Origin of the sequence: Acidovorax sp. Root219 (assembly GCF_001428665.1) — a bacterium.
Classification (GTDB): Bacteria; Pseudomonadota; Gammaproteobacteria; order Burkholderiales; family Burkholderiaceae_C; genus Acidovorax.
This window is the reverse complement of record NZ_LMIJ01000014.1, coordinates 351185-372726: the sequence shown is the minus strand read 5'-3', so window position 1 is coordinate 372726 and position 21542 is coordinate 351185. Positions and strand designations below refer to the sequence as shown.

General features: G+C 62.3%; 21 protein-coding genes and 1 pseudogene. 9 read left to right on the top strand and 13 right to left on the bottom strand.

The genetic code is table 11. The features are described 5' to 3' along the window. Nucleotides 1-17: 17 nt before the first annotated feature. Complete coding sequence (locus ASE28_RS17670) at nt 18-914, bottom strand: NmrA family NAD(P)-binding protein (protein WP_057267799.1); 897 nt, start codon at nt 912-914, stop codon at nt 18-20. Nucleotides 915-1034: 120 nt separating this feature from the next. Between ASE28_RS17670 and ASE28_RS17665 the strand changes: the two genes are divergently transcribed. Beyond that, complete coding sequence (locus ASE28_RS17665; protein WP_057267798.1) at nt 1035-2000, top strand: AraC family transcriptional regulator; 966 nt, start codon at nt 1035-1037, stop codon at nt 1998-2000. A gap of 163 nt (nt 2001-2163) precedes the next feature. Here ASE28_RS17665 and ASE28_RS32110 read toward each other — a convergent pair whose 3' ends face one another. The 5 genes and pseudogenes from ASE28_RS32110 to ASE28_RS17645 form a co-directional block, all read right to left on the bottom strand. Beyond that, a complete protein-coding gene (locus ASE28_RS32110; RefSeq protein WP_157422015.1) occupies nt 2164-4170 on the bottom strand; it encodes a hypothetical protein in 2007 nt (668 codons plus the stop codon). A 309-nt stretch (nt 4171-4479) separates the two neighbouring features. Continuing rightward, nucleotides 4480-5601, bottom strand: coding sequence for a hypothetical protein (locus ASE28_RS32105; RefSeq protein ID WP_157422014.1), 1122 nt, complete (start codon nt 5599-5601; stop codon nt 4480-4482). Between the two features lie 125 nt (nt 5602-5726). After that, the gene (locus ASE28_RS17655; protein ID WP_057267796.1) at nt 5727-6782 is read right to left on the bottom strand and encodes an endonuclease/exonuclease/phosphatase family protein; all 1056 of its coding nucleotides are present in this window, start codon (nt 6780-6782) and stop codon (nt 5727-5729) included. A 235-nt stretch (nt 6783-7017) separates the two neighbouring features. Further along, nucleotides 7018-8019 (bottom strand): annotated as a pseudogene (locus ASE28_RS17650) (IS5 family transposase). 69 nt (nt 8020-8088) lie between these two features. After that, the gene (locus tag ASE28_RS17645) at nt 8089-9318 is read right to left on the bottom strand and encodes a nucleoside recognition domain-containing protein (protein WP_057267795.1); all 1230 of its coding nucleotides are present in this window, start codon (nt 9316-9318) and stop codon (nt 8089-8091) included. Between the two features lie 220 nt (nt 9319-9538). Here ASE28_RS17645 and ASE28_RS17640 point away from each other — a divergent pair, with 220 nt between their 5' ends. From ASE28_RS17640 to ASE28_RS17620, 5 genes are all read left to right on the top strand, one after another. Next, complete coding sequence (locus ASE28_RS17640) at nt 9539-10252, top strand: YebC/PmpR family DNA-binding transcriptional regulator (RefSeq protein ID WP_057203202.1); 714 nt, start codon at nt 9539-9541, stop codon at nt 10250-10252. Nucleotides 10253-10468: 216 nt separating this feature from the next. Beyond that, complete coding sequence (locus tag ASE28_RS17635; RefSeq protein WP_057203201.1) at nt 10469-10753, top strand: DnaJ domain-containing protein; 285 nt, start codon at nt 10469-10471, stop codon at nt 10751-10753. After that, entirely contained in the window at nt 10750-11325 is a 576-nt protein-coding gene (locus tag ASE28_RS17630) for a hypothetical protein (RefSeq protein WP_057267794.1), read from the top strand. Before ASE28_RS17635 ends, ASE28_RS17630 begins: the two co-directional genes overlap by 4 nt. 2 nt (nt 11326-11327) lie before the next feature. Next, on the top strand, nt 11328-12083 hold the full coding sequence (locus tag ASE28_RS17625) for a hypothetical protein (protein ID WP_057267793.1): 756 nt from the start codon (nt 11328-11330) through the stop codon (nt 12081-12083). Between the two features lie 6 nt (nt 12084-12089). Beyond that, the gene (locus tag ASE28_RS17620) at nt 12090-13376 is read left to right on the top strand and encodes a hypothetical protein (RefSeq protein ID WP_057267792.1); all 1287 of its coding nucleotides are present in this window, start codon (nt 12090-12092) and stop codon (nt 13374-13376) included. Nucleotides 13377-13403: 27 nt separating this feature from the next. Here ASE28_RS17620 and ASE28_RS17615 read toward each other — a convergent pair whose 3' ends face one another. Together ASE28_RS17615 and ASE28_RS32100 are read right to left on the bottom strand one after the other, a co-directional pair. Next, complete coding sequence (locus ASE28_RS17615; protein ID WP_057267791.1) at nt 13404-14189, bottom strand: hypothetical protein; 786 nt, start codon at nt 14187-14189, stop codon at nt 13404-13406. Nucleotides 14190-14215: 26 nt separating this feature from the next. Then, nucleotides 14216-14392 (bottom strand): hypothetical protein, encoded by a 177-nt coding sequence (locus ASE28_RS32100; RefSeq protein WP_157422013.1) that lies wholly within the window; start codon nt 14390-14392, stop codon nt 14216-14218. Nucleotides 14393-14801: 409 nt separating this feature from the next. Between ASE28_RS32100 and ASE28_RS17610 the strand changes: the two genes are divergently transcribed. Together ASE28_RS17610 and ASE28_RS17605 are read left to right on the top strand one after the other, a co-directional pair. Continuing rightward, nucleotides 14802-16007: a GGDEF domain-containing protein gene (locus ASE28_RS17610; RefSeq protein ID WP_057267790.1), complete on the top strand. Its 1206-nt coding sequence runs from the start codon at nt 14802-14804 to the stop codon at nt 16005-16007. A 193-nt stretch (nt 16008-16200) separates the two neighbouring features. Next, a complete protein-coding gene (locus ASE28_RS17605; protein WP_057203276.1) occupies nt 16201-16539 on the top strand; it encodes a multidrug efflux SMR transporter in 339 nt (112 codons plus the stop codon). Here the strand turns inward: ASE28_RS17605 and ASE28_RS17600 are convergent, their stop codons facing one another. Then, a complete protein-coding gene (locus tag ASE28_RS17600; RefSeq protein WP_057267789.1) occupies nt 16540-17814 on the bottom strand; it encodes an amidohydrolase family protein in 1275 nt (424 codons plus the stop codon). 180 nt (nt 17815-17994) lie between these two features. On the opposite strand from ASE28_RS17600, the gene ASE28_RS17595 reads away from it, so the two are divergent. Further along, the gene (locus ASE28_RS17595) at nt 17995-18390 is read left to right on the top strand and encodes a VOC family protein (protein WP_057267788.1); all 396 of its coding nucleotides are present in this window, start codon (nt 17995-17997) and stop codon (nt 18388-18390) included. On the opposite strand, the gene ASE28_RS17590 is transcribed toward ASE28_RS17595, so the two are convergent. Genes ASE28_RS17590 through ASE28_RS17575 form a run of 4 tightly spaced genes read right to left on the bottom strand, consistent with a single transcriptional unit; the run spans nt 18391 to nt 21533 of the window. Continuing rightward, the gene (locus ASE28_RS17590) at nt 18391-19107 is read right to left on the bottom strand and encodes a helix-turn-helix domain-containing protein (RefSeq protein ID WP_057267787.1); all 717 of its coding nucleotides are present in this window, start codon (nt 19105-19107) and stop codon (nt 18391-18393) included. It lies immediately after the preceding gene. A 1-nt stretch (nt 19108) separates the two neighbouring features. Further along, nucleotides 19109-19555, bottom strand: coding sequence for a hypothetical protein (locus ASE28_RS17585; RefSeq protein ID WP_057267786.1), 447 nt, complete (start codon nt 19553-19555; stop codon nt 19109-19111). Continuing rightward, on the bottom strand, nt 19552-20475 hold the full coding sequence (locus ASE28_RS17580; RefSeq protein WP_057267785.1) for an ABC transporter permease: 924 nt from the start codon (nt 20473-20475) through the stop codon (nt 19552-19554). Before ASE28_RS17580 ends, ASE28_RS17585 begins: the two co-directional genes overlap by 4 nt. Continuing rightward, nucleotides 20472-21533 (bottom strand): ABC transporter permease, encoded by a 1062-nt coding sequence (locus ASE28_RS17575; protein WP_057267784.1) that lies wholly within the window; start codon nt 21531-21533, stop codon nt 20472-20474. The genes ASE28_RS17580 and ASE28_RS17575 overlap by 4 nt, the downstream gene beginning before the upstream one ends. Nucleotides 21534-21542: the final 9 nt, after the last annotated feature.

The following is a 21542-nucleotide window of genomic DNA, read 5'->3' as shown; positions in this document are numbered from 1 at the left end:
CAGCCTTCTCTTTCTTTTTAGGGCAGGGCCTCGTACGCTTCCTTGAGCGCCGGGGCCAGGGATTGCAGCGGGGTGGCGGTGGTATTGCGCGCGCTGCGACCTTCCAGAGAGTGCACGCGCCCCTCGTTAAGGCCGCGCGCCATCTCGGTGAGCAATCGGGCCAGGTCCGGCGCAATGCCGGCTGCGGCCATGCCTTGGGCGGCGTCGTCGTAGGACAACTGCTGGTAGGCCAGCGCCGGCTGGCCGATCACCCCGCCCACGAAGGCTGCAAGCTGGTCGTGGCTCAGGTCCCCGGGCCCCAGCAGCTCGCGCACGCTGTGGCCGGTCCAGCCGCGCTGGTCCAGTGCCCCAGTGGCGGCATCGGCAATGTCGCGCGTGGCGATCATGGGGATGGCCAAGCCGGGCGCGAAGGCATCGGCCAGGCTGCCGCCGTACTTCACGCCGGGCAGCAGGTTGAACAGGCCTTCGAAGAACATGGCAGGGCGCAGCATCAGCACATGGCTTTGCTGCAGCGTGCGCAGGCGCTGCTCCTGCTCGTACAGACTGGTCAGTACACCGGTGCCAGTGGGCTGGTCTGCTCCCAGGCTGCTGAGCGCCACCACATGGGGCACGCGGGCTGCCTGCAGTGCCTCCGCGATGGCCCAGCCTTGCGCGCGCTGCAGTTCCATGAAGCCGGGGGCCGTGGGGTCGAAGGGCATCATGGCGTACACGGCGTCGGCGCCTTCGAAGGCGCGGGTGAGGTAGGCCGGGTCGGCACAGTCGCCCACGATCACCTGCGCACCTTGCTGGCGCAAGGCGTCGAGCCGCTCGGCCGAGCGGCCCATGGCGCGCACGCGGTGGCCCAGCGCAAAGAGATTGCGGGCAATCACGCTGCCCGTGTGGCCGGTGGCACCCATTACTGCGATGTCTGACATGTGGAACTCCAAGGGGTTGTGGAACAAACAGGCGTCCAGTGTCTCGTCCACGGGCAGGCATGCCAATGATGAAAGGTCGGTGTTTATTGATTATTCGTCCAGGCCGGCTTAGAGTACGGCATGGACATCCAGGTTGAAGCCGCCTCTGCCGCCAACGACCCGCTGGGCCGGGCCTTGCACCTGTTGCGCATGACGGGCGTGATCTACTGCTACTCGTACTTGCACCCGCCGCTGGGCATCGCGCTGCCGCCGATTCCGGGTTGCCTGATGTTCCATGCCATCACGGCCGGCGAATGCTGGCTGCGTGTGCCAGGGGCCGAGCCCGTGCTGCTGCGCGCGGGCGATTTCGCGCTGGTGCCGCGCGGCGAGGGGCACGACCTGCTGTCTACCGCCACGTCACGGGCCGATGCCTTCTTCGGCCTGCCGCGCGTGCAGCTTGGTGGCCGCTTCGAAATCATGCGCCATGGGGAGGGCACTGCCCCGGTTTCCCTGGTCTGTGGTGCCGTGCGCTTCGACGACGTGCTGGCGCGCCGCCTGGTGCATGCCCTGCCGCGCCAGATCGTGCTGAGCGGCCAGGCGCTCGGGCCATCGAACTGGCTCTCGCCCATCCTGGCGCTGTTGCAGGAGGAGGTGCAGCACCTCAAGCCCGGCGGCGAGGCCGTGGCCACGCGCCTGGCCGATGTGCTGGTGCTGCAGGCCATCCGCACCTGGCTGCAGAACGACCCGGGCGCGCGCACCGGCTGGCTGGGCGCCCTGCAGGACGCCCAGCTCGGCCCGGCCCTGGTGCTCATGCACGAGCAGCCGGGCACGCCGTGGACCCTGGCCTCGCTGGCCAGCGCGGTGGCCATGTCGCGCTCGGCCTTCGCCGCGCGCTTCGCGGCATCGGTGGGCATGCCGGTGATGCAGTACCTGACCCTGTGGCGCATGGCGCTGGCCCAGTCGCGCCTGCAGGAAGGCCAGGTGCGCCTGGCCGAGCTGGCCGACAGCCTGGGCTACCAGTCGGAGGCGGCGTTCAGCCGGGCGTACAAGCGCTGGTCGGGGAGGTCGCCGGGGAGTGAGCGGCGGGTGGAGGACGTGGCTATCTAGGATCGGTCTGCAAAATCTGTCCTCAGACCTGCTTGAGGCCTGCTTCACTTTTTATGGTGACAACGCCTGCCGCCCTTTTGGGGTTTGCAGAACTACCTTCGCAGACACTTCGAGTTTCGAATGGACTCTGATAGTCGAAAAAACAAGTGTTTTGACTGTTTTTTTAAAGCATGACGTCTATTTTTTTTAGATAATCGTCAATGTTTGGTTTTTTTAGTAGTGGGAAATCATATTCTCTATTGAGCAGAGTATGTGTATCTTGAGGCTTTTTAAGTATTCTGGATACGGTAATTTTGAGATCAGAGTCACCTAGTGGTGGGAGTTGAAATTCCTTGCGCTCGAAATCTGCTTCCCTCAAAGGTAGTTGCGGAGGTGTGGACAGATATTGCCTTATGTTATTTTCGACCTCTTCCGAATTTCTATAAAGCTCAAACCAGGCGAGGTGATCGTTAATTCCAAGTGACATTAGAGGTACAACTGGATCTCGGAAGTATTTTGATAGAATTTCAACATCGACGACTGGGACGTCGTCGTAGACGACTCCCGACAGAGTTTGATTGCTGGAAACGATCATGCTGATGATGTTGTAGTCCGCGCTAGGATCAAACTTCCACCCTAACGCCTGGAAAGATTGTTCAATATTTTCCTTAAAGAATTTTGCCTTCCGCTTAATCTGGGAAACTCCTTGGCTGACCCGCTCCCTTCCTCTGAAAATAGAATGTGGAGAGTCTGTTGTTACGATGGATTTCATGTCACCGACGAGGACTGTTTTTCCTAGTCTGAGAACTAAATCGATTTGTTCGCTAGTTCCTTCTGCGGATTTCAACGTCCTGCTGACTGCCTTGTTATAATCTTGAATAACTGTGTTTTCTTCTAGGGCGGTATTAGTTTGCTCCAGCACATAGTCTTCGAAGGCTGTCCCCTTCTCTTTGAGTGGTATATTGAGCGCCCCATGCCAGTGCTCTATGACTCGCTGCAGTACTGGAGAGTTGAGTGAAGCAACTAAATATGTTAGATTATGAGCATCAACTTTAACAAGTGGATGACACCACAGATCTTTCTTATTGGTGGCGTCGTAAATCAAGAATTCAATTACATCGGTGGCCTTTTGGTGAGGCCAGCCCGTTGCCGACGTGATTGCTCTTGTCAGCTCATTTAAGCTTACAGTGGGTGAGAACTTGGACGCTTTCCCAATGGTGTCAAGTTTTTCAAAGTGAGGGAATGCCTCTAGACTGACATGAGCCAAGAGGAACAGCAGTCGGAATGCTTCGATCAGATCGAACAGAGTGAAGTTTCTTCCTTCGAGGCTGGAATTTAGGAAATCGACTGGAAATTGTTGCTCAAGCGCCATTTGCTGAGCTACAAAAGCCACATTCAGGATCTGATATCCTTTTTCTGAGTCTCCAATCGTTTTGGTGACTAATTTCTTTCGTTTGCCGATTCGTTCGTAGAGAATAATACTCTGAAGCCGAATTTCTGGTGCTGCAAAGTGTTCGTCTAGTAGTTGTTGGGCAAGGGCAAGAATTCGCTTCTCATTGCGAATTTGACCTGCTTCATACGCAAGTGAAAAGCTTGTTGATTCTTGGTAGATTATTAAATCTTCTTGGCTTTTGAGCTGAAGCTTGTAGTCATCCCAGACGAGTGCCTGCCAATAGCTCTCAATCATCGCATAGAGTTGAGAGATATTTGTTTCAGTCACCATGAAATGAAATGGATCGGAGGATGCTTTTGCACCGCCCACAGGCACCTTGTTTAAAACGAGTTGCTTGATTGCCTTTTCGAGCCCATCGACTGCGCCATTTGAAATTTCGACATGGCTGAGTTCGTTCTTCATCCTATTGTTAGCAGAGCGAAGTGAAGTTAGATCGGCCCCTTTTTTTGCGGTTGCTCTGGTTGTGATAAATATGTCTCTATTTGCAAGTCCGCAGTATGCGGTTATCATTTCGCGGGCGGAGGCTCCAGCCGGGCGTGAGTACAGTTCATCGATCTTTTCTCTCAAGTCCTTAAGCGTATAGGACAGCACCAGTCCAGCATTAAAGAGGTTTTCGCTTGCAAGGTCCTTTTCCTTGCACTGTTCCCAAGCCAGCTTCCATTTTTCGATAGTAAATTCTTTGGCTGTGGGTGATGGAATTTTCTTGCGTCGGACTATCGAAGTAAAGCTTTCACTCATTATTTGGTTTCCCTATGTTCATAATTCTCTGGTTTGAAATATATTTCATTTGAAATGCGGTGAATGAATGAGTCCTATAATGCTGTCAGGTCTCGTTGGCTACGATTTTCATGCAGTTGCTAAAGCAGATGCACTTGCTGTACTGCGAGTGCATATACGGAGGCATCGTTAGAAGGGCTTGATTCTAGATTGCTTAAGCCAGCCATATATATTTGGCTCTCGCGTAGTTACTGGGATGAGTGCGATAATTTTCTCTCTAATGCGCTTGATTTCCATAGTTAAAATTTAATAAAGCGAGTTTTGTGCATACTAATTGGTATCTCCCAACAGCCTTTTGGCGTCGTCCAAGCCGAATCGCAATCGAGGAAACTCGCCGAGATTTCTCGCGTTGTTAAATAATTGAAAGTACGCATGCAGAAAGCCGTGCTCATCCCCGCAAAAGGTCGTGTATTGATGCAACTCTTCATAGTCGAGTGCGATACATGGCAAGTCTTCTTTGTCGAGAAATGCGAAAAGTTCCTTGCTGTATTCCCCGTATGTGTCCAGAAATAGCTCTCTTACGACCACTAGCGACAGGACGGAGCGATTCCCGAGATCGATAGTGACTTCCCGATCGTTTAGAATCATCCTCAGAGGTCTAGTCCTGCGGAGGTAATTGATAGCTCCTGAGGCTTGTTTTGTAGCCTCTTTTACCATATTGATGGATACTCGCTTTTTTCTAGAAATGGTTCGGTCGAGTGTTGCCTTGGTGTTTGGAGAGTCTTTGGCCTGAACGATCAAACAGGTCAAATCCGTAATGACCACTATGTCTGCGATTTCCTCGAGATCGTAGTGTCTCTTTGGTGCGTGATATATTTGCTCTGGCGGAAAAATTCTGCGCAGTTGACCTATGATGTCCGACTCTTGATATGAACCCGGTTCCGGACGTTCAAGGGTCGAGAAAATGAATCCTTGACCATTGTTGAAGTTGTTAACTTCTTCTCTGAAGTCAATTGTGACGATGTCTTCTGGAACAAGTGATTCCTTGAATTCGACCCGAATCGAGTTGGCATCATTCTCACTATTTCTAAGCCCAAACCATATCTTGGAGTGTTGGTGTGATAGGTGCTCAGTTTCATGAGTTTGTGGGCCGTACTTGATGTGCTCTAGTTGGACCTTTGCTAGAAGTGGCACGATTATTTCTGCACGATACCCAAGACGCTCTCGATTATGATCGTCGAATAAATGGACAAGAACGTCGGGTCTTAGAATGGCATGAATTAGGTCGGCTGATTGACCTGTATTGTCAAGCGGACGCCAAATCGTCAAGGGCTCTTCTTCATCATCAAAGAAGGCGCACAGAAGTCCCACTGAGGCGCCAGAAGGAAAGTTAATAGGCACCACGTAAATTCGGAACCCCTTGTTGACTTTCGCGGGCAAGAGGTAGCCCACGGGGGCCTTAAGAATTATTCTCGACGTGCTTTCGCCAGGAACGCGTACGCAATGAAGGCCGCTGGGGAACTGAAGTGCTGCTTTGCATAGGCTTGGATGTTCGATTGAAAACATTGATATTGCGATTATTTGTCTATATCTTGAATGAGGTCGCCAAGATAGCTGTCAGTGTCGTCTATTTGCAGTTCAATCCACATGGGAAGGTGATCGCTCATTTGAAATGTTCGCCATTCCCTGTAGCTCACCTTTGGGTATTCGCCCCGCTCGTCGTTGTAGAGTTCCTCGTCACCGATTCGATAAACATGATTGTAGAAGTCGAAAGCACCAGCTTTACCTGTTGACTTCATTCGAGATAGCCCATTAAAGTAGGCAATCTGGTCGTAGTGCTTTTTCTCTTTTGCGACGTTGGTTCCTGGGATTTCTTGCAGTTCTTCGGGTACTTTGAAGCCGGCCTCAGTGATGGCCTGCATTGTGACGTCTTCTCTGTTGAAGATGTTAAAATCGCCTAAAATAATAAGATTATCGGCTTTGGATCTTGCGCCCGGCTCATATTGCGGGGCACCTGAAAGGCGTGGTGCGTTCTCGGCAATTGTTTTGGCAAAAACCCTAATTTCCTCGAGCCGCCTAGGATCAACCTTTACTCCTTTACCGTAGTAAATGTGGACCGTCGCGAGTGTCAGGTATGCCCAGCCTGCGCGAAAGCCGGCAATGTAAGGGGATCGAGCAAGCTGAAGTGGGTTTTCTTTGGCATTGCGCGCTTTGGGGAGCACCAACTCGGCGGCCAAACCGGTAAAGCTAACCTTACGACTGTCGTAAAAATAGGCCATTCGCTCCGTAGCGCCGGAATCGCCGAGTGTGACGTCGGTGACCAAAAACTGCCAGTCATCCCCCAATATGCGGCGGAGCTTTTGAAGCGGGTACAAGCCGTCTCGTACTTCCTGTATTGCGATGAGATCGAATCGACTGATTATCTCTGCAATATAGAAGTACTGCTCATCACCCCGATATCCATACTTTTCGGAATCGAACTCTCTGATGTTCCATGTCGCCAATAACAGGGTGTCAATTGCGGAACGCGACGGAATCTCCTTGGACAACGCCTTTCGTAGATCCTGAAGGCCTACGACTGTGCGACGGCGAACTTTTGGATCTTCAATCTTCTTCAGCCCGGTGTAGTACATAGACCCTCCTCTTTTTCCCAGAGCTTTTTAGCCGGAGGCGGCGCACTTGGCAAACATTTCTTTACACGTTACCCAGGGAAGGTCTGCAAAACCCCATTCGCCAGACCGGCACAGCCCGATGTTGAGCGCGGGGTCGCCTGATTCCTGCACAATCCGCTTTTTTCTGGCCCAGTCGGCATGGTTTGCAGGCCTGTTTCAGCCCTTGCGGTGCCACTTCGGGACCCCGCAGTCGCACCTATCCCTGCAGCTCCATGATCCGCTTCCTGGCCATCCACAGATTGCCCCGCGCAAACAGCATCGTCAGGCGCGCCGTGTTCTTTTGGAGACCCCGGTAGCGCAGCTTGGCATACCCAAAATGCTGCTTGATCACCCTGAACGGGTGCTCCACCTTGGCCTGCACGCTGGCCTTCAGTCGCTCGACCTTCTCCAGCAGTTTGTGCAGCTCCCGATTGGCATCGAGCGCCTTGCGCTTGCCCGGGCGCATGGCCACGTGCCACTTGATCCTGGCCTTGGCTTTGCTCCCTTGCATCTCCTGGCGCTTGTCCACGCCCTGGTAGCCCGCGTCACCCCAGGCATGCTTCTCTTTGCCATGCAGCAGTCCTGCTGCCTGCGTCACATCGTTGACGTTGGCTGCTGTGCCGATGATGGTGTGCACCAGTCCCGAGTCGGCATCCACGCCAATGTGTGCCTTCATTCCAAAGTGCCACTGGTTGCTCTTCTTGGTCTGGTGCATCTCGGGGTCGCGCTCGCCCTCTTTGTTCTTGGTCGAACTCGGCGCCGCAATGATGGTGGCGTCCACGATGGTGCCGGTCTTGAGCATCAGGCCCTGCTGGGCCAGTCCGGTGTTGATGGCGGCCAGTACCTGGGGAGCCAGTTGGTGCTTCTCCAGCAGATGGCGTGGACTTGGGGTTTAGCCAAAGCGCAGGATGGTGGTCTCATCGGGCATGCGCGCTGCGCCGTCTAGGCCGGCAAAGCGGCGGTACAGCGGCCGCTCGTGCAGTTCTTCTTCCATGGCCGGATCGCTCAGGTTCCACCACAGCTGCAAGCAGTGGATGCGCAGCATGGTCTCGATGGGGAACGGTGGGCGCCCACCCAGGGCCTGGTGTGCACCTCGGGCGAACGGGGCAATGAGGGCCACCAGCGTTGCCCAGGGCACGACTTGATCCATCTCATCGAGAAAGACCTCCTTGCGGGTCTTCTTGGGCAGTGGGTCCAGGCCCAGGGTGTATTGATCCATGGCGCCATTGTCTTGGATGCTTGGCCTGGCGCTGGGGAGGATCAGGCGGGGAGGTTTTGCAGACCTTCCTTAACCGAAAAACCAGTAGCAGACAGCAATCGCTGCGATGACCCCGGCCAGCTCCGCCAGCAGCGCACACGCCACCGCGTGCCGTGCACGCTGTATGCCCACCGCGCCAAAGTACACCGCCAGCACATAGAAGGTGGTCTCGGTGCTGCCCTGGATGATGGCGGCCGCACGCGCCGCAAAGCTGTCCACGCCCTGGGTCTGCATGGTCTCGATCAGCATGGCGCGGGCGGCGCTGCCCGAGAAGGGCTTGACCAGGGCGGTGGGCAATGCGTCCACAAAGCGCGTGTCGGCGCCGACCGCCTCCACGCACCAGCGGATCGCGTCGAGCACATAGCCCAGCGCGCCCGAGGCGCGGAACACGCCCACCGCGCAGAGCATGGCGACCAGGTAGGGCAGCAGGCCCTTTGCCACGTCGAAGCCCTCGCGCGCGCCCTCGATGAAGGCCTCGTACACGGCCACCTTGCGCCAGGCGCCCAGCACCACGAACATCACCACCAGCGAAAACAGCGTGAGGTTGCCCAGCAGCGATGACAGGCTGGCCAGCGCCGCCGCGCTCAGCGTGGTCAGCAAGGCCATGAAGCCGCCCAGCAGCAGCGCCACGGGCAGCAGGTAGGCCAGCACCACGGGGTGCCACAGCGGCAGCCGCTGCACGATGGCGACCGTCACGAGCCCGACCAGGGTGGAGGCGGAGGTGGCCAGCAGGATGGGCAGAAAGACCAGCGTCGGGTCTGGCGCGCCCTGCTGCATGCGGTACATGAAGATGGTCACCGGCAGCAAGGTGAGCGAGGATGCGTTGAGCACCAGGAACAGGATCTGCGCGTTGGTGGCGGTATCGGGCCGGGGGTTGAGCTCTTGCAGCGAGCGCATGGCTTTCAGGCCCATGGGCGTGGCCGCGTTGTCCAGCCCCAGGGCGTTGGCGGCAAAGTTCAGCGTGATCAGCCCCAGCGACTGGTGGCCGCGCGGCACCTCGGGCATGAGCTTGGCGAACAGCGGCGCCAGCCAGCGGGCGAGGGCGTCGACGATGCCGGCCTTTTCGGCAATGCGCAAAAAGCCCAGCCACAGCGTGAGCGTGCCGAACAGCAGCACCATCACCTCGACCGACAGTTTGGCCATGGCGAACAGCGCCTCGACCATGGCGCCGAAGATCTGCGCATTGCCGCCCACCAGCCACTGGGCAAAGGCCGCCATGGCGGCGACGATGAAAAAACCCAGCCACAGGGTGTTGAGCATCCGGTCTCCACGAAGATTGCAGGCTCCGAGATTACCCCGGCGGGGGCATGCACAAATACCTGCGGGCCGATGGTGTGACAGTGGTACCCTACAGGGTTCGGCTGGGTTGTGCCCTGCGGCTTTTTTACAACGCCCTGCGGCCCCCGATCCCAGCCCTTGACCTCCATTTGGGCGCCCTGGCGCGCCAACAACCAATACACCACCTAGGAAGAGATCCAACATGGGCGCGCAGTGGAAAGCAAAAGGCAAGGCACAGGTCGCTGATGCCAAGGGCAAGCTGTTTGGCAAGCTGGTCAAGGAAATCATGGTCGCTGCACGCGGCGGTGCCGACCCGGCCGGCAATGCACGCCTGCGCCTCGTGGTCGAGCAAGCCCGCAAGGTCTCCATGCCCAAGGAAACGCTGGAGCGCGCCATCAAGAAGGGCTCGGGCACGGGCGCCGACGCGGTCAACTACGAACACGTGATCTATGAGGGCTTTGCCCCCCACCAGGTGGCGGTGATGGTCGAGTGCCTGACCGACAACGTCAACCGCACCGCGCCCGAGATGCGCGTGCTGTTCCGCAAGGGCCAACTGGGTACCTCCGGCTCGGTGGCCTGGGACTTCAACCACGTGGGCATGATCGAAGCCGAGCCCGCCAGCGCCGGTGCCGACCCCGAACTGGCCGCCATCGAGGCCGGTGCGCAGGACTTTGAAGCCGGCGACGAAGAAGGCACCACCACCTTCTGGACCGACCCGACCGACCTCGATCTGGTGAGCCGCGCGTTGCCGGCCCAGGGCTTCACGGTGCTGTCGGCCAAGCTGGGCTACAAGCCCAAGAACCCGGTGAACCCCGCCAACCTCACTGCAGAACAGCTGGAAGAAGTGGAAACCTTTCTGGCCGCCATCGACTCCAACGACGACGTGCAGAACGTTTACGTGAGCCTGGGTGGTTAAAAGGCTGGTGGCTGCGAGGCTAGGAGCGTGCGCGGCAGAAGGAGCATCGGCTGCAACGCTCGACAAACCGGTCTCGCCGGGTATCACTTCCTGCGCCCAGGGGTCCACCCTGGGCTTGTCGGTGCTACCCAGCGATCCTCGGTTTTCGAGCGTTTCGCTTCGATGCCTTCTTCCGCTCACGCTCCTAGCGCCTGGCCGCAGCAACCCTTCAAATCCATGACCGCAGACCACTACGCTGCCCTTGGGCTGGCGGCCAACGCCTCGCTCGCCGACATCAAGAAGGCCTACCGCCAGAAGGCGGCCTTCTACCACCCGGACCGCAACCCGGCGCCCGATGCTGCGCAGCGCTTCCAGTTGGTGCAGAAGGCCTACGACGTGCTGTCCGACGACGAAGCCCGCCAGGCCTACGACGACAACCGCCGCCGCAACCTGCTGGACGACCCGCTGCAGACCGCCCAGGAAATCTGGCACACCTATACCCAAGGCATTCTTCCTTCGTGAAACTCTCTCCCTATTTTTATGACCTGCGTTCGGCCTACCAGGCCGAGCTCGATGACCTGACCCAGGATTCCGAAGGCAAGGACGTGCTGCGCAAGCGGCTCACGCAAAAGCGCAGCGAAATCGCCTTTCTCGTGCAGATGATGGAGCTGGCCCCCGAGATGGTGGCCGTGGTCTTTCACCAGGGCTTTCGCTTCGCGCGCCCTGCGGCGCTGGAAAACCTGATCAGCAGGGGCGCTGACAACCTGCCGGCCTGGAACACCCTGGCCGACGGGGCGGTGCTGCTCGAACCCTGGGCTGCAGGCCTGGCCAAGACGGTGCTGGCCGAACCCGGTGGCGAGCGCTTCATGGCCGTGGCAGCGGGCCTCGAATACCTGCAGGTGCATTCGCGCCTGGCGCCTGCGGCCCAGCATGCCGAAGCCGAGGAAGAGGGCGACGATGAAGACGCCGCCGAGCACGACGACGATTACGACAACCTGAGCGCCGACGACGCCGCCGACCCGCACAACGCCCGCTCCCGCGACGAGGCCAGCGACAACTGGCTGTCCGACGTAGGCTTTGACCGCAAGGACTGACCATGAGCAACAACCACCTGGCCCTGATCACCAAGACCACCAGCCTCATCGCGGCTGGCGACATCGTGGGCGCCGAGTCGGCGCTGGCCGAGCTGGCCGACACCGATGGCGACAAAGCCCTGATGGTGGTGCTGGACCAGCTTGCGCCCAAGGACATCCTGGCCGTGATGCGCGAGTACGACGACTCCAAGGCCTCGGTGGTCAACCTGCTGGTCACGCCCGAGCAGTTTGCGCGCGCCATGGTGCTCGAAAAGCAGTACAAGGACCTTACCCACACGCACCTGCGCAACATGGTCAACGCCGTGGTGTTCCGCGACGATGCCGACCCGGTGGCCTTCCTCACCGCCATTGGCGACCTGGAGGGCGGCAGCGAGGCCCTGGCCAACTACTTTGCCGAAAAGTGGAGCCGCATCGAGGCCTTTGCCCGCACCGGCACTTTCGACGCGGTGGAAGACTACGGCCCCACGCTGACCGACGACGAACTGCTGGCCTCGGGCTATGTGCAGCCGCGCATCGACCAGGATGAGGTGGCCGACCGCGACTGGATGCAGATGGCCTGGCTGCTGCGCTACGAGTGCCGCGACCTGTTCATCGAAACCCTGCTGGTGCTGCGCGCCAAGGCCCGTGCCTTCGACCTGGGCCTGGAGGAGGGCGACGAGGCGGCGGAAGAGGACGACGGCAAGTTCGAGACCAGCGAGACCGACCGCGGCAAGGCCACGCCCGCTGCGCGCGCTTCCGACGAGGAATCGGCGATTTAAGCGACCATGACCGCGCACGATACATCTCCTGCCATCGATCCGCCTGCAGCCGCCAACGCGCTGCAACTGCACGATGCGCGCCCGTTCTTTGAAAAGGCCCTGGCCCACGGCGTGGCGCACGGCATCATCGACGCGGCGAAGTTGGCGGCAATGAACACCGACGCCCCCAAGGGCATGGTGCAGATCGCACGCTACTTCGGCAGCGAGTTCCTGCGCCCGGAGCTGGAAAAGGCCCGTGACCGCATGGTCAACCTGATCAGCCTGTTCCTCCTGGACACCACGGATGGCGACCTGCAGAAGGCGGCGGTATCGCTGCGCGACAACTCCTTCCTGTCGCGCTCCAAGGGCGGCTCGGACATGCTCAAGCGCCTGATCGCCATGCCCGAGAGCAGCAACTTCGGCATGGGCGGCTATGCCGACGCCGAAACGCCGCTGCTGGCCGTGTGGTCCCTGCGCAGCCATGCCGACTACCGCGCCGAGCTGGCGCGCCGCAGCCAGATCGCAGCGGCCATCAGCGCCGCCCGGTGGATGGCCGAGCAGTACGACCTGGACGACGATGCGCTCGAAGAGTCGGGTGCCGACGCGGAGGCCGTGGTCCGCGCCGGCCTGCTGCTGCAGGCCCTGGCCCCCAAGGTGGGCGACTGGCCCAACGCCGTGGTGTTCGAGAAGATCGCGACCGCCCACCGCAAGAAGAAGACCACGGCCGACCAGGTCAGGCTGTCGCTGCCGCCGGGCCTGCCTGCGGACCTGAAAGACGTGGTGGAGGCGCAGCGCGCTGCCGTGCTGGCCGACCTGCCCAAGCTGCTCGACGCTGCCACCCCGCTGCGCAACCTGCTGCGGCCCACCAGCGGTTTCCGCGCGCGCTACTTTCTGCTCGACGACCCGCTGGCCGAGGTGGACGACTACCACCGCAACCTGGCCGACCTGGACGAAGAGGGCGATGCGCCCCAGCCCGCCAGCAAGACCTGGACGAAGACGGTGCAGGGCAACGAGGACGAGCCCAGCCTGCTCACCCTGTTCCTGTGCCTGGCCACCGCCACGCCCAAGAAGACGGTGCTGACCGAAAAGACCGCCGCCAGCCTGGTGCGCAAGCTGCGCAAGAGCGGCTGGCAGCCCGCGCTGGCCGCGGATTTCATCCGCGCGAATGCGCCCGGTGCACGCCAGGCCGACTATGTGGACCTGTGGAACAGCTTCGTGCAGGAGTCGCAGGCCACGCTGCTGAGCGACATGGACTACCAGATGCACGATGCCCTGGCGCTGCTGCGCCGGGAGTGCAACGTGGTGGCGGGCTGACGGCTGGCGGGCCGCCCGGCCTGTCGCCTATTGCTGAAAGTCCGACAGGACCACCGTTTCGGCGCCCGCCGGGTTCTTGCCCAGATGGAAGGCGGCGCTGCTTCCCGACAGGTTCTTTCCGCTGGTCTGGGTGTAGATGACCCGGTAGCGGCCTGCGTCCAGCCGCTCGGTGCTGTAGGCATGCCGTGGTTCCAGGTAGATCTGCCTCAGCGGAACGCATGGATCGGCCTCGGCCGCGCACAGGCGTGCCCAGAGGCCTTCATCCCCGGGGTTGCGCAGCAGCAGGATGGCACTGCCGCCATAGGCCAGGTAGGGCTGGTCGGGCAGGGTGTCGCTGGAGCTCGGCCATTCGCCCCGGGCATTGCGAGGCGACTTGCCGTAGGGGTAGGGCAAGGTGTGCTTGACGCGGGGCTTGGCTGGTTGCCTGGTTGCATTGTGCTGGTAGGCCGGGCTTTCACGGCGCTCTGGAGGCGAGCCCCATACCGCGTAGCCGATGAGAACGTAGACCAGCGACGCGACGGCCACGAAGCCCATGGCGCCGTAGGTGGTCGGGTTAAACAGGGATTTGCCCGGGCGGCTGAATCGGTCCATCAGGTCGCCCACCGCATCGCGGCCGGTCACGAAATACGCCACCCAGCACAGCGCAGCGATCCCCCAGATGGTGCCCAGCACCCAGGGCCGTGCCAGCTCCTGGTAGAGGCCCATGAGGATGATCTTGGGTATCAGGAGGATCAGGTCCGTCAGGGCGGCTTCGGCCCTGGTGGCGTCGCTGAAAGTCAACGCGGCAATGAAGGCGGTCGCGTGTCTGCGCATGGCGGCGGTCTCCTTGTGGCAGGCCTTCAGCCCACGCGGCTTTCTTGCCTGAGCACCACGCTTATCCACGGCTCCCAGTTCGCGCTGCCCTGGGCCTGCAGCGACCAGGTGCCCGACATCACGCTGCCATCGCCGCTGAAAGCGCCGCGAAAGCGTGCTCCGTCGCTGTGCAGTGCCGGCGGGATGCTGTGATCGATGGCCAAGGCGGGGTTCTCCCGGTGGGTTGGAGCGCTACTGCGCGAACAATTGGTCCAGCATGCGTTGCGGGTCCATGAGGAAATCACGGGTCACCGGTAGTGCTCGGTGTCCTGGTAGGCGATCTCCTCGATTCCGTCTTTGCCGCAGTGGAAGATGGTCGCGTCAGGATGGGCGATGAGGATGGGCGAGTGCGTGGCGATCATGGTGAAGGCGCGTGGCTGCAGGGCGGGGCGTGGTGCGCAGCCATTTCTCTGGATGCGGGCTGGCACAGGTGTTTGTTTTCAGCAAACCTGCAGCAACACAGTCAGACACCGGTCATGGCGCAAGGGTAACATTGGGGCCCCATCGGCATTCCATCACTGATTGTTGCTCGACCAACGCGCGCGCCCGACAACCGCCAGCCTTTAACCCTCAGTGCACAGTCCCACACTCGTCATCCTCGCTGCCATCCTGTCTGCACTGGTCACCGCCGTGCTGTTTGCGATGTGGCACTTCAACAGGAATATCCCGGGCCTGAGGCTGTGGATGCTGTCGTATTTCTTTGCCTTCGTGTTCGGCGTGGGCTTGCTGGCGCGCGGGCAGTTGCCCGAGGTGGTGTCGGTGGTGCTCTCGCAGGGGTCGGTGTCACTGGCGGCCTATCTGTGCCTGCTGGGCGCCCGTGCCTACATGGGGCGGCGTGCGGTGTCGCATGGATATGCGGCAGTGGCCATAGGGGCGCTGGTGCTGCTTGCGGTCTTTTTCACCGTGGTGCGACCGCATCTGGGCATGCGCTTCGTCTTTGCGGGCCTGGGTGCCGGGGTGTTTTTCCTGCTGACGGCCCGCACGCTGGCCCATGGGGGCATCGGGCTGGTGCCTGCCCGCTACATGTTCGCGGCGGCTGCCGGGGGGCATGGCCTGTTCCTGCTGCTGCGACCGCTGCTGTTCACCCTGGGAGACGGCCCGATGGACGGGCCGCTGAACGCGACCGTGGTGGCCCAGATCTCGCAGTTCGTGGTGCTGGAGTCCCTGGTGGCGCTGCTGCTGCTGGCCTTTGGGACGCTGATGCTGGCCAATGAATTCATCACCAGCGAACTGCGGCACCTGGCCGAGGTGGACCCGCTGACCAATGTGTTCAACCGCCGGGCCTTTCTGACCCTGCTGGACAAGGCCATGAGCCATGCCCAGCGCACGGCGGGGGGCGGGCCCCCCGTGCTGGTGATCGATCTGGACCACTTCAAGAAGGTCAACGACACCTGGGGCCACCAATGCGGCGACGAGGTGCTGCGCCACTTCGTGCTGCTGGCCAACCGCTGCCTGCGCCGTGAAGACGTGCTGGGCCGCCTGGGAGGAGAAGAGTTCGCCATCGTGCTGCCCAACGCCGGCTACGAGGGAGCCTGCATCGTGGCCGAGCGCCTGTGCGCCATGGTCGCCGCACAGCCGATGCCCACAGCCCGGGGGCCGATTGCACTGACGGTGAGCATCGGAGTCACCCTGTGCACTGCGGGTGACACGCCTGATGCAGCACTGCAGCGTGCCGACGAGGCCATGTACCTGGCCAAGAAGCGCGGGCGCAACCGGGTGGAGGTGGTGCAGGCGCCCGAGAGGGCGGTGGCGGCAGCCAATGCCGTGCCCGCTCTCTGAGCATCGGTGGCACTGCGGGGGGTGTACCGGCCACGGCCCCCTGTCACAGGCCCCTGCGCGAAGCCGTGTAGAGTCATAGCCGTTCGTTCTGCTCATTCCTTTCGGGTACCGCTTTCCTGTCGTCTGTCTGTTCGCTCCGCTCGGTACAAGCGGCTGGCGGGCATATGGAGTGCCTATGGCGTTGGCGTATCTGTTGGAAGCAAAACCCCTGGCCTGGCTGTTGCTGGCGGCCAGTGTCACCTCTGAAGTGGCTGGTACCGTGGCGCTCAGGCAATCGGATGGCTTGTCCCGCGTGGCGCCCTCGGTGGCCGCTGGGGCCTGCTACGTGCTGGCGGTGTGGTGGATGTCACTGGCCATGAAGCACATCGGCATGGGCACCACCTATGCGGTGTGGGCAGGCAGCGGACTGGCGTTGACGGCGCTGCTGGGGATGGCGCTGTTTGGTGAGCCGCTCTCGGGCATTCGGTTCGCCGGACTGGTGCTGGTGGTGGCCGGGGTGGTTACGCTCAGCCTGGCTGGCCCCGCGCACTGATCACTCCGCCAGAAACCCCACGCTGTCCGGCCTGCCGGGCAGGGCCAGGCGGGCCACGGGTGCGGGGCTGCTGGCGATCTTCTGGCCACGCCGGTACACCGCCAGGCGGGCAGACCGCAGGCGGATGGCCTCGACGGGGTTGCGCGCGTGCAGCAGCACGAAGTCGGCATGGCAGCCGACGGCAAGGCCGTAGCCTTCCAGGCCCAGCAGTTTTGCGGGATTGGTGGTCACCGCCTCGAAGCACTGGCGCATCGCCGCCTGGCTGGTCATCTGGGCCACGTGCAGGCCCATGTGGGCGGCTTCGAGCATGTCGGCGCTGCCGCCGCCGTACCAGGGGTCCATCACGCAGTCGTGCCCAAAGGCCACGGTCAGGCCCGCGGCCATCAGCTCGGGCACGCGCGTCATGCCGCGGCGCTTGGGGTAGGTGTCGTGCCGGCCCTGCAGGGTGATGTTGATCAGCGGGTTGGCCACCACGCCCAGCTGCGCCTCGGCCATCAGCGGAATGAGCTTGCTCACGTAGTAGTTGTCCATGCTGTGCATCGACGTGAGGTGCGAGCCCGCCACGCGGCCATGAAGGCCCAGGCGGTGGGTTTCATGCGCCAGCGTCTCCACATGGCGCGAGAGCGGGTCGTCCGACTCGTCGCAGTGCATGTCCACCCGCTTGCCCAGGCTGGCGGCCAGCTCGCACAGAATCTTCACGCTCTCGGCCCCCTGCGCCATGGTGCGCTCGAAGTGCGGGATGCCGCCCACTACGTCCACGCCCAGGTCAAGCGCGCGCTTCAGGTTGTCCAGCCCGCCTGTGGAGCGCAACACGCCGTCCTGCGGAAATGCCACCAGCTGCAGGTTGAGGTAGGGCGCCACGCGCTGTTTCACGTCGAGCAGCGCACGCACCGGCAGCAGGCTCGGGTCGCTGGTGTCCACATGCGAGCGGATTGCCAGCAGCCCCTGGGCCACGGCCCAGTCGCAGTATTGCAGCGCGCGCTGCACGATGGCCTCGTGCGTGAGCTGCGGCTTGAGCTCGCCCCACAGCGCAATGCCTTCGAGCAGGGTGCCGCTCTGGTTCACGCGCGGCTGGCCGTAGCTCAGCGTGGAATCCATGTGGAAATGTGCGTCCACGAAGGGCGGGCTCAGCAGCAGGCCGCCGGCGTCCAGCGTCTCGTTGGCCGGGGCCTGCAGGCCCTCGGTCACTTCGGCGATGCGGCCGTCCTGCACGGCCACGGACATGTTGCTGCGGCCGTCGGGCAGGGTGGCGTTGTGGATGAGCAGGTCGAGCATGGGGGTGATGGTGTGTGCGGGGCTGTGGCAGCGTGGTATTTGCCAGTGTAGAGGGTGCTTGAGGATGCCGTTGGCGGCAGGGCCCGTGTGCTTGTGCGGATTTGTCGGGTTTGTTCAAGACCTGGGGGCTGGGCGCCCCTAAGCTTGGCCCAAGACCGTTCTTTTTGAAGGAATTCTTCCATGCAATTTGGCTACACCATTCTCTACGTCCAAGACGTGCCCCGCACCATTGCCTTCTACGAGGCCGCCTTTGGCCTCAAACGCCGCTTCGTGCACGAGGCCGGGGATTTTGGCGAACTGGACACGGGTGCCACGGCGCTGGCCTTCTCGTCGCTGCGCCTGATGACCGAATTGGGCAAGAACCCGCAGCGGGCCTCGGCCGGCGCACCGAGCTTCGAGATCGCATTCACCACAGCGGACGTGGCCGCCGCGGTGGAGCGTGCCGTGGCCGCCGGAGCCCGCCTGGTACAGGCGCCCGAGCAGATGCCCTGGGGCCAGACGGTGGCCTATGTGGCCGACATCAACGATGCGCTGGTGGAACTGTGTACGCCCATGGGGCCGCCGCCTGCGGATTGATTACCCATAGCCCGCCTGCGCGACCGTGGCCAGCAGCGCCGGGGACTGGCGCAGCCGCATGGGTGTGGCGCCCAGCCAGCGCAGGCAGTCGCGGCTGAAATGGGCCTGGTCGGCATAGCCATGGTCTGCTGCAATGGCGACCAGGGGCGCATGGGTGCCCAGTGCCTGGGCCGCGCGGCGAACGCGGGCCAGCGCCCGCCAAAAGCGCGGCGGCTGACCCGTGGCCTGCAGGGCCATGCGCTCCAGGCTGCGTTCCGATACGCCGAGCGACTTGGCCGCCTGGCCCACGGATGGGGCATGGGCCAGGGTGTGCAGGGCCTCCTGGGCACGCAAGTCCAGGTGCACATGGGTGTCGATGGCCTCCAGGACTGCAGTTTCCAGCGCCGTATCGATGCAGGGGGGCGCAGCGCTGGCGCGTGCATGCCCCTGCGCCTGCTGCCACAGGGCCTGCGCGGCGGACAGCAGTGGCGTGTGCTGGATACTCACACCTGGCTGCAGGCGGTAGCCCAGCCACAGCTCGCCCGCACGGCCGGGCACCTGCAGGGCCCTACTGCCCAACGGGGAGATATGCCAGCCGCATGCACCCTGGGCATCGATGTGCAGGATGAGGTCGCTGCAGCCATCGGGCAGCACCGTGGTGGGGCTGTCGTCAGTGCCCGTGTGCTGCCAGCGGGCCAGAACGGCAGAGTGCAGGGCCAGTGTGGCGTGTTCGATCACATCACCGCCTGGGGGTGGGCGTGTAGCGGTAGACGCCAGGCCGGTGGCCGGCCTCGATGGTGATGTTGCGCAGCCTGTCTTCGTGCCCCGAGCGGGCCTGCGCGGTGATGCGGATGCCGGTGCGCGTGCTGCGGCAGGCGATGCGGGTCAGGGTGATCTCCGCATGGTCGCTGTTGAGCTCGGGAATGCCCTGGGTGTGCACTGCCTGCAAAGTACCGTTGTCGTCACGCTGCATCCACTGCAGGTACAGAAACGACTGCGCGTACTGCGAGCCATGCACGATGCGGTAGACCCCCTCGTTCTTGCGCGTGGGCCATTGGCCGCACACCTGCACCCAGTCCACCGCGTCGGCGGTGGCAAAGCGTTCGTAGGGCACATCCATGCCCAGGGCATGGGCGGGCGCGCCGCAGACCAGTGCCAGCGCTGCCAGGCATCGGGCCACGCTCATCGCTCGCCCTTGCGATAGGGCTTCATCAGCGCCTGCGGGTAGGCCGCCTTGCGCGCCACCATCACCAGCGCCAGGATGGACAACAGATAGGGCAGCATCAGGTAGAACTGGTAGGGCAGCCAGGCATCGCCGGCCTGCTGCAGGCGCAGCTGCAATGCATCGAAAAAGGCGAACAGCAGGGCGCCCAGCAGTGCCTTGCCGGGCCGCCACGAGGCAAACACCACCAGTGCCACGCAGATCCAGCCGCGCCCGTTGACCATGTTGAAGAAGAAGGCGTTGAACGCTGACAGCGTGAGGAAGGAGCCCGCCACCCCCATCAGCGCCGAGCCCGCCACGATGGTGCCCGTGCGCGTGGCCGCGACCGACAGGCCCTGGCCTTCGGCCGCCTGCGGGTTCTCGCCCACCATGCGCACGGCCAGGCCCAGCGGGGTGCGCATGAGCACCCAGGCCAGTATGGGCACCAGGGCCAGCGCCAGCAGGGTCAGCGGCGTCTGCGCCGAGAGAATGGGAATGCCCAGCCACTCCATGGGGGCGAAGGGTTCGATGGTAGGCGGCGTGTTCACCTTGGGGAAGCTCACGCGGTAGCCGTAGTAGCTGAGCGCCGTGGCCAGCAGCGTGATGCCCAGGCCCGAGACGTGCTGCGACAGCGCCAGCCCCACCGTGAGCCAGGCATGCAAGAGCCCAAATGCCGCGCCCGTGAGCGCAGCCACCAGCACCCCGGTCCACAGGCCGTAGCCGGCATACACCGCGAGCCAGCCCGTGAAGGCGCCTGCGACCATGATGCCCTCGATGCCCAGGTTGAGCACGCCGGCACGCTCGCACAGCAGCACCCCGAGCGTGCCCAGGATGAGGGGCGTGGCCACGCGCAGGGTGGCGATCCAGAAGGCCGGGTTGGCCAGGATGTCGAGCAACTCGGTCATTTCCACTTCACCCGGTATTGCGTGAGCAGGGTCGCGACGAGCACTGCAATGAGCGACGTGGCCACGATCACGTCGGCGATGTAGGTGGGTACGCCCACCGCGCGGCTCATGCTGTCGGCCCCCACCAGCACGCCGGCCACGAAGGTGCCCGCCGCGATCACGCCCAAAGGGTGCAGCCCGGCCAGCATGGCGATGACGATGCCGCTGTAGCCATAGCCCGGTGACATGTCGAGCGTGACGTAGCCCGTGCGGCCCGCCACCTCGATGGCGCCGGCCAACCCCGCCAGCCCGCCCGAGAGCAGGGCCACCAGCACCACGGTGCGGGTGATGGGCACGCCCGCAAACGCCGCCGCCCGCGCATTGGCGCCTGCTGCGCGGATGTCGAAGCCCGGCACCGTGCGCCGCAAAATGGCCCAGAGCATGAGCGCAAGGCCGATGGCCCACAGCAGCCCCGTGTGCAGGCGCGTCTGCGGCACCAGTTTGGACAGCTCCATGTCACCCTGCAGCGCCACGCTCTGCGGCCAGCCCATGGAGAGCGGGTCTTTCATCGGACCATCGAGCAGGGCCGACACCAGCAGCAGCATGATGAAGTTGAGCAGCAGCGTGGTCACCACTTCGTCCACCCCCAGCCGCGATTTCATCAGCGCCGGGCCCAGCAGCAGCAGGGCCCCGGCCAGGGCCGCCGCCAGCATCATCAACGGGAACAGCACCCAGGGCGACCATTCGAGGCCCGTGCCGCCGTGCAAGCCGCCCACGGCCACGGCGGCCAGCGCGCCCGAATAAAGCTGCCCCTCGGCCCCGATGTTGAACAGCCGTGCGCGGAAGGCCACGGCGGCGGCCAGCCCGGTCAGGATCAGCGGCGTGGCACGCGTCAGGGTTTCGGTCAGCGCAAACACCGAGCCGAACGCACCCTGCAGCAGCAGCCCATAGGTACGTCCCACGGGCGCGCCGGCCCACAGCACCAGCAGGCCGCTGATGAGCAGGGTGAACACCACGGCGCCCACCGGCGCCGCCACGTAGGCGGCGGGGGAGATGTGGTTGCGTTTTTCGAGTCTCATGGGCAGAGG

What these genes read in the sequence shown, in the direction of transcription:
- ASE28_RS17670 (WP_057267799.1), bottom strand. Translation starts at nt 914, where the DNA reads ATGTCAGACATCGCAGTAATGGGTGCCACCGGCCACACGGGCAGCGTG.
- ASE28_RS17665 (WP_057267798.1), top strand. Translation starts at nt 1,035, where the DNA reads ATGGACATCCAGGTTGAAGCCGCCTCTGCCGCCAACGACCCGCTGGGC.
- ASE28_RS32110 (WP_157422015.1), bottom strand. Translation starts at nt 4,170, where the DNA reads ATGAGTGAAAGCTTTACTTCGATAGTCCGACGCAAGAAAATTCCATCA.
- ASE28_RS17655 (WP_057267796.1), bottom strand. Translation starts at nt 6,782, where the DNA reads ATGTACTACACCGGGCTGAAGAAGATTGAAGATCCAAAAGTTCGCCGT.
- ASE28_RS17645 (WP_057267795.1), bottom strand. Translation starts at nt 9,318, where the DNA reads ATGCTCAACACCCTGTGGCTGGGTTTTTTCATCGTCGCCGCCATGGCG.
- ASE28_RS17640 (WP_057203202.1), top strand. Translation starts at nt 9,539, where the DNA reads ATGGGCGCGCAGTGGAAAGCAAAAGGCAAGGCACAGGTCGCTGATGCC.
- ASE28_RS17635 (WP_057203201.1), top strand. Translation starts at nt 10,469, where the DNA reads ATGACCGCAGACCACTACGCTGCCCTTGGGCTGGCGGCCAACGCCTCG.
- ASE28_RS17625 (WP_057267793.1), top strand. Translation starts at nt 11,328, where the DNA reads ATGAGCAACAACCACCTGGCCCTGATCACCAAGACCACCAGCCTCATC.
- ASE28_RS17620 (WP_057267792.1), top strand. Translation starts at nt 12,090, where the DNA reads ATGACCGCGCACGATACATCTCCTGCCATCGATCCGCCTGCAGCCGCC.
- ASE28_RS17615 (WP_057267791.1), bottom strand. Translation starts at nt 14,189, where the DNA reads ATGCGCAGACACGCGACCGCCTTCATTGCCGCGTTGACTTTCAGCGAC.
- ASE28_RS17600 (WP_057267789.1), bottom strand. Translation starts at nt 17,814, where the DNA reads ATGCTCGACCTGCTCATCCACAACGCCACCCTGCCCGACGGCCGCAGC.
- ASE28_RS17595 (WP_057267788.1), top strand. Translation starts at nt 17,995, where the DNA reads ATGCAATTTGGCTACACCATTCTCTACGTCCAAGACGTGCCCCGCACC.
- ASE28_RS17585 (WP_057267786.1), bottom strand. Translation starts at nt 19,555, where the DNA reads ATGAGCGTGGCCCGATGCCTGGCAGCGCTGGCACTGGTCTGCGGCGCG.
- ASE28_RS17580 (WP_057267785.1), bottom strand. Translation starts at nt 20,475, where the DNA reads ATGACCGAGTTGCTCGACATCCTGGCCAACCCGGCCTTCTGGATCGCC.
- ASE28_RS17575 (WP_057267784.1), bottom strand. Translation starts at nt 21,533, where the DNA reads ATGAGACTCGAAAAACGCAACCACATCTCCCCCGCCGCCTACGTGGCG.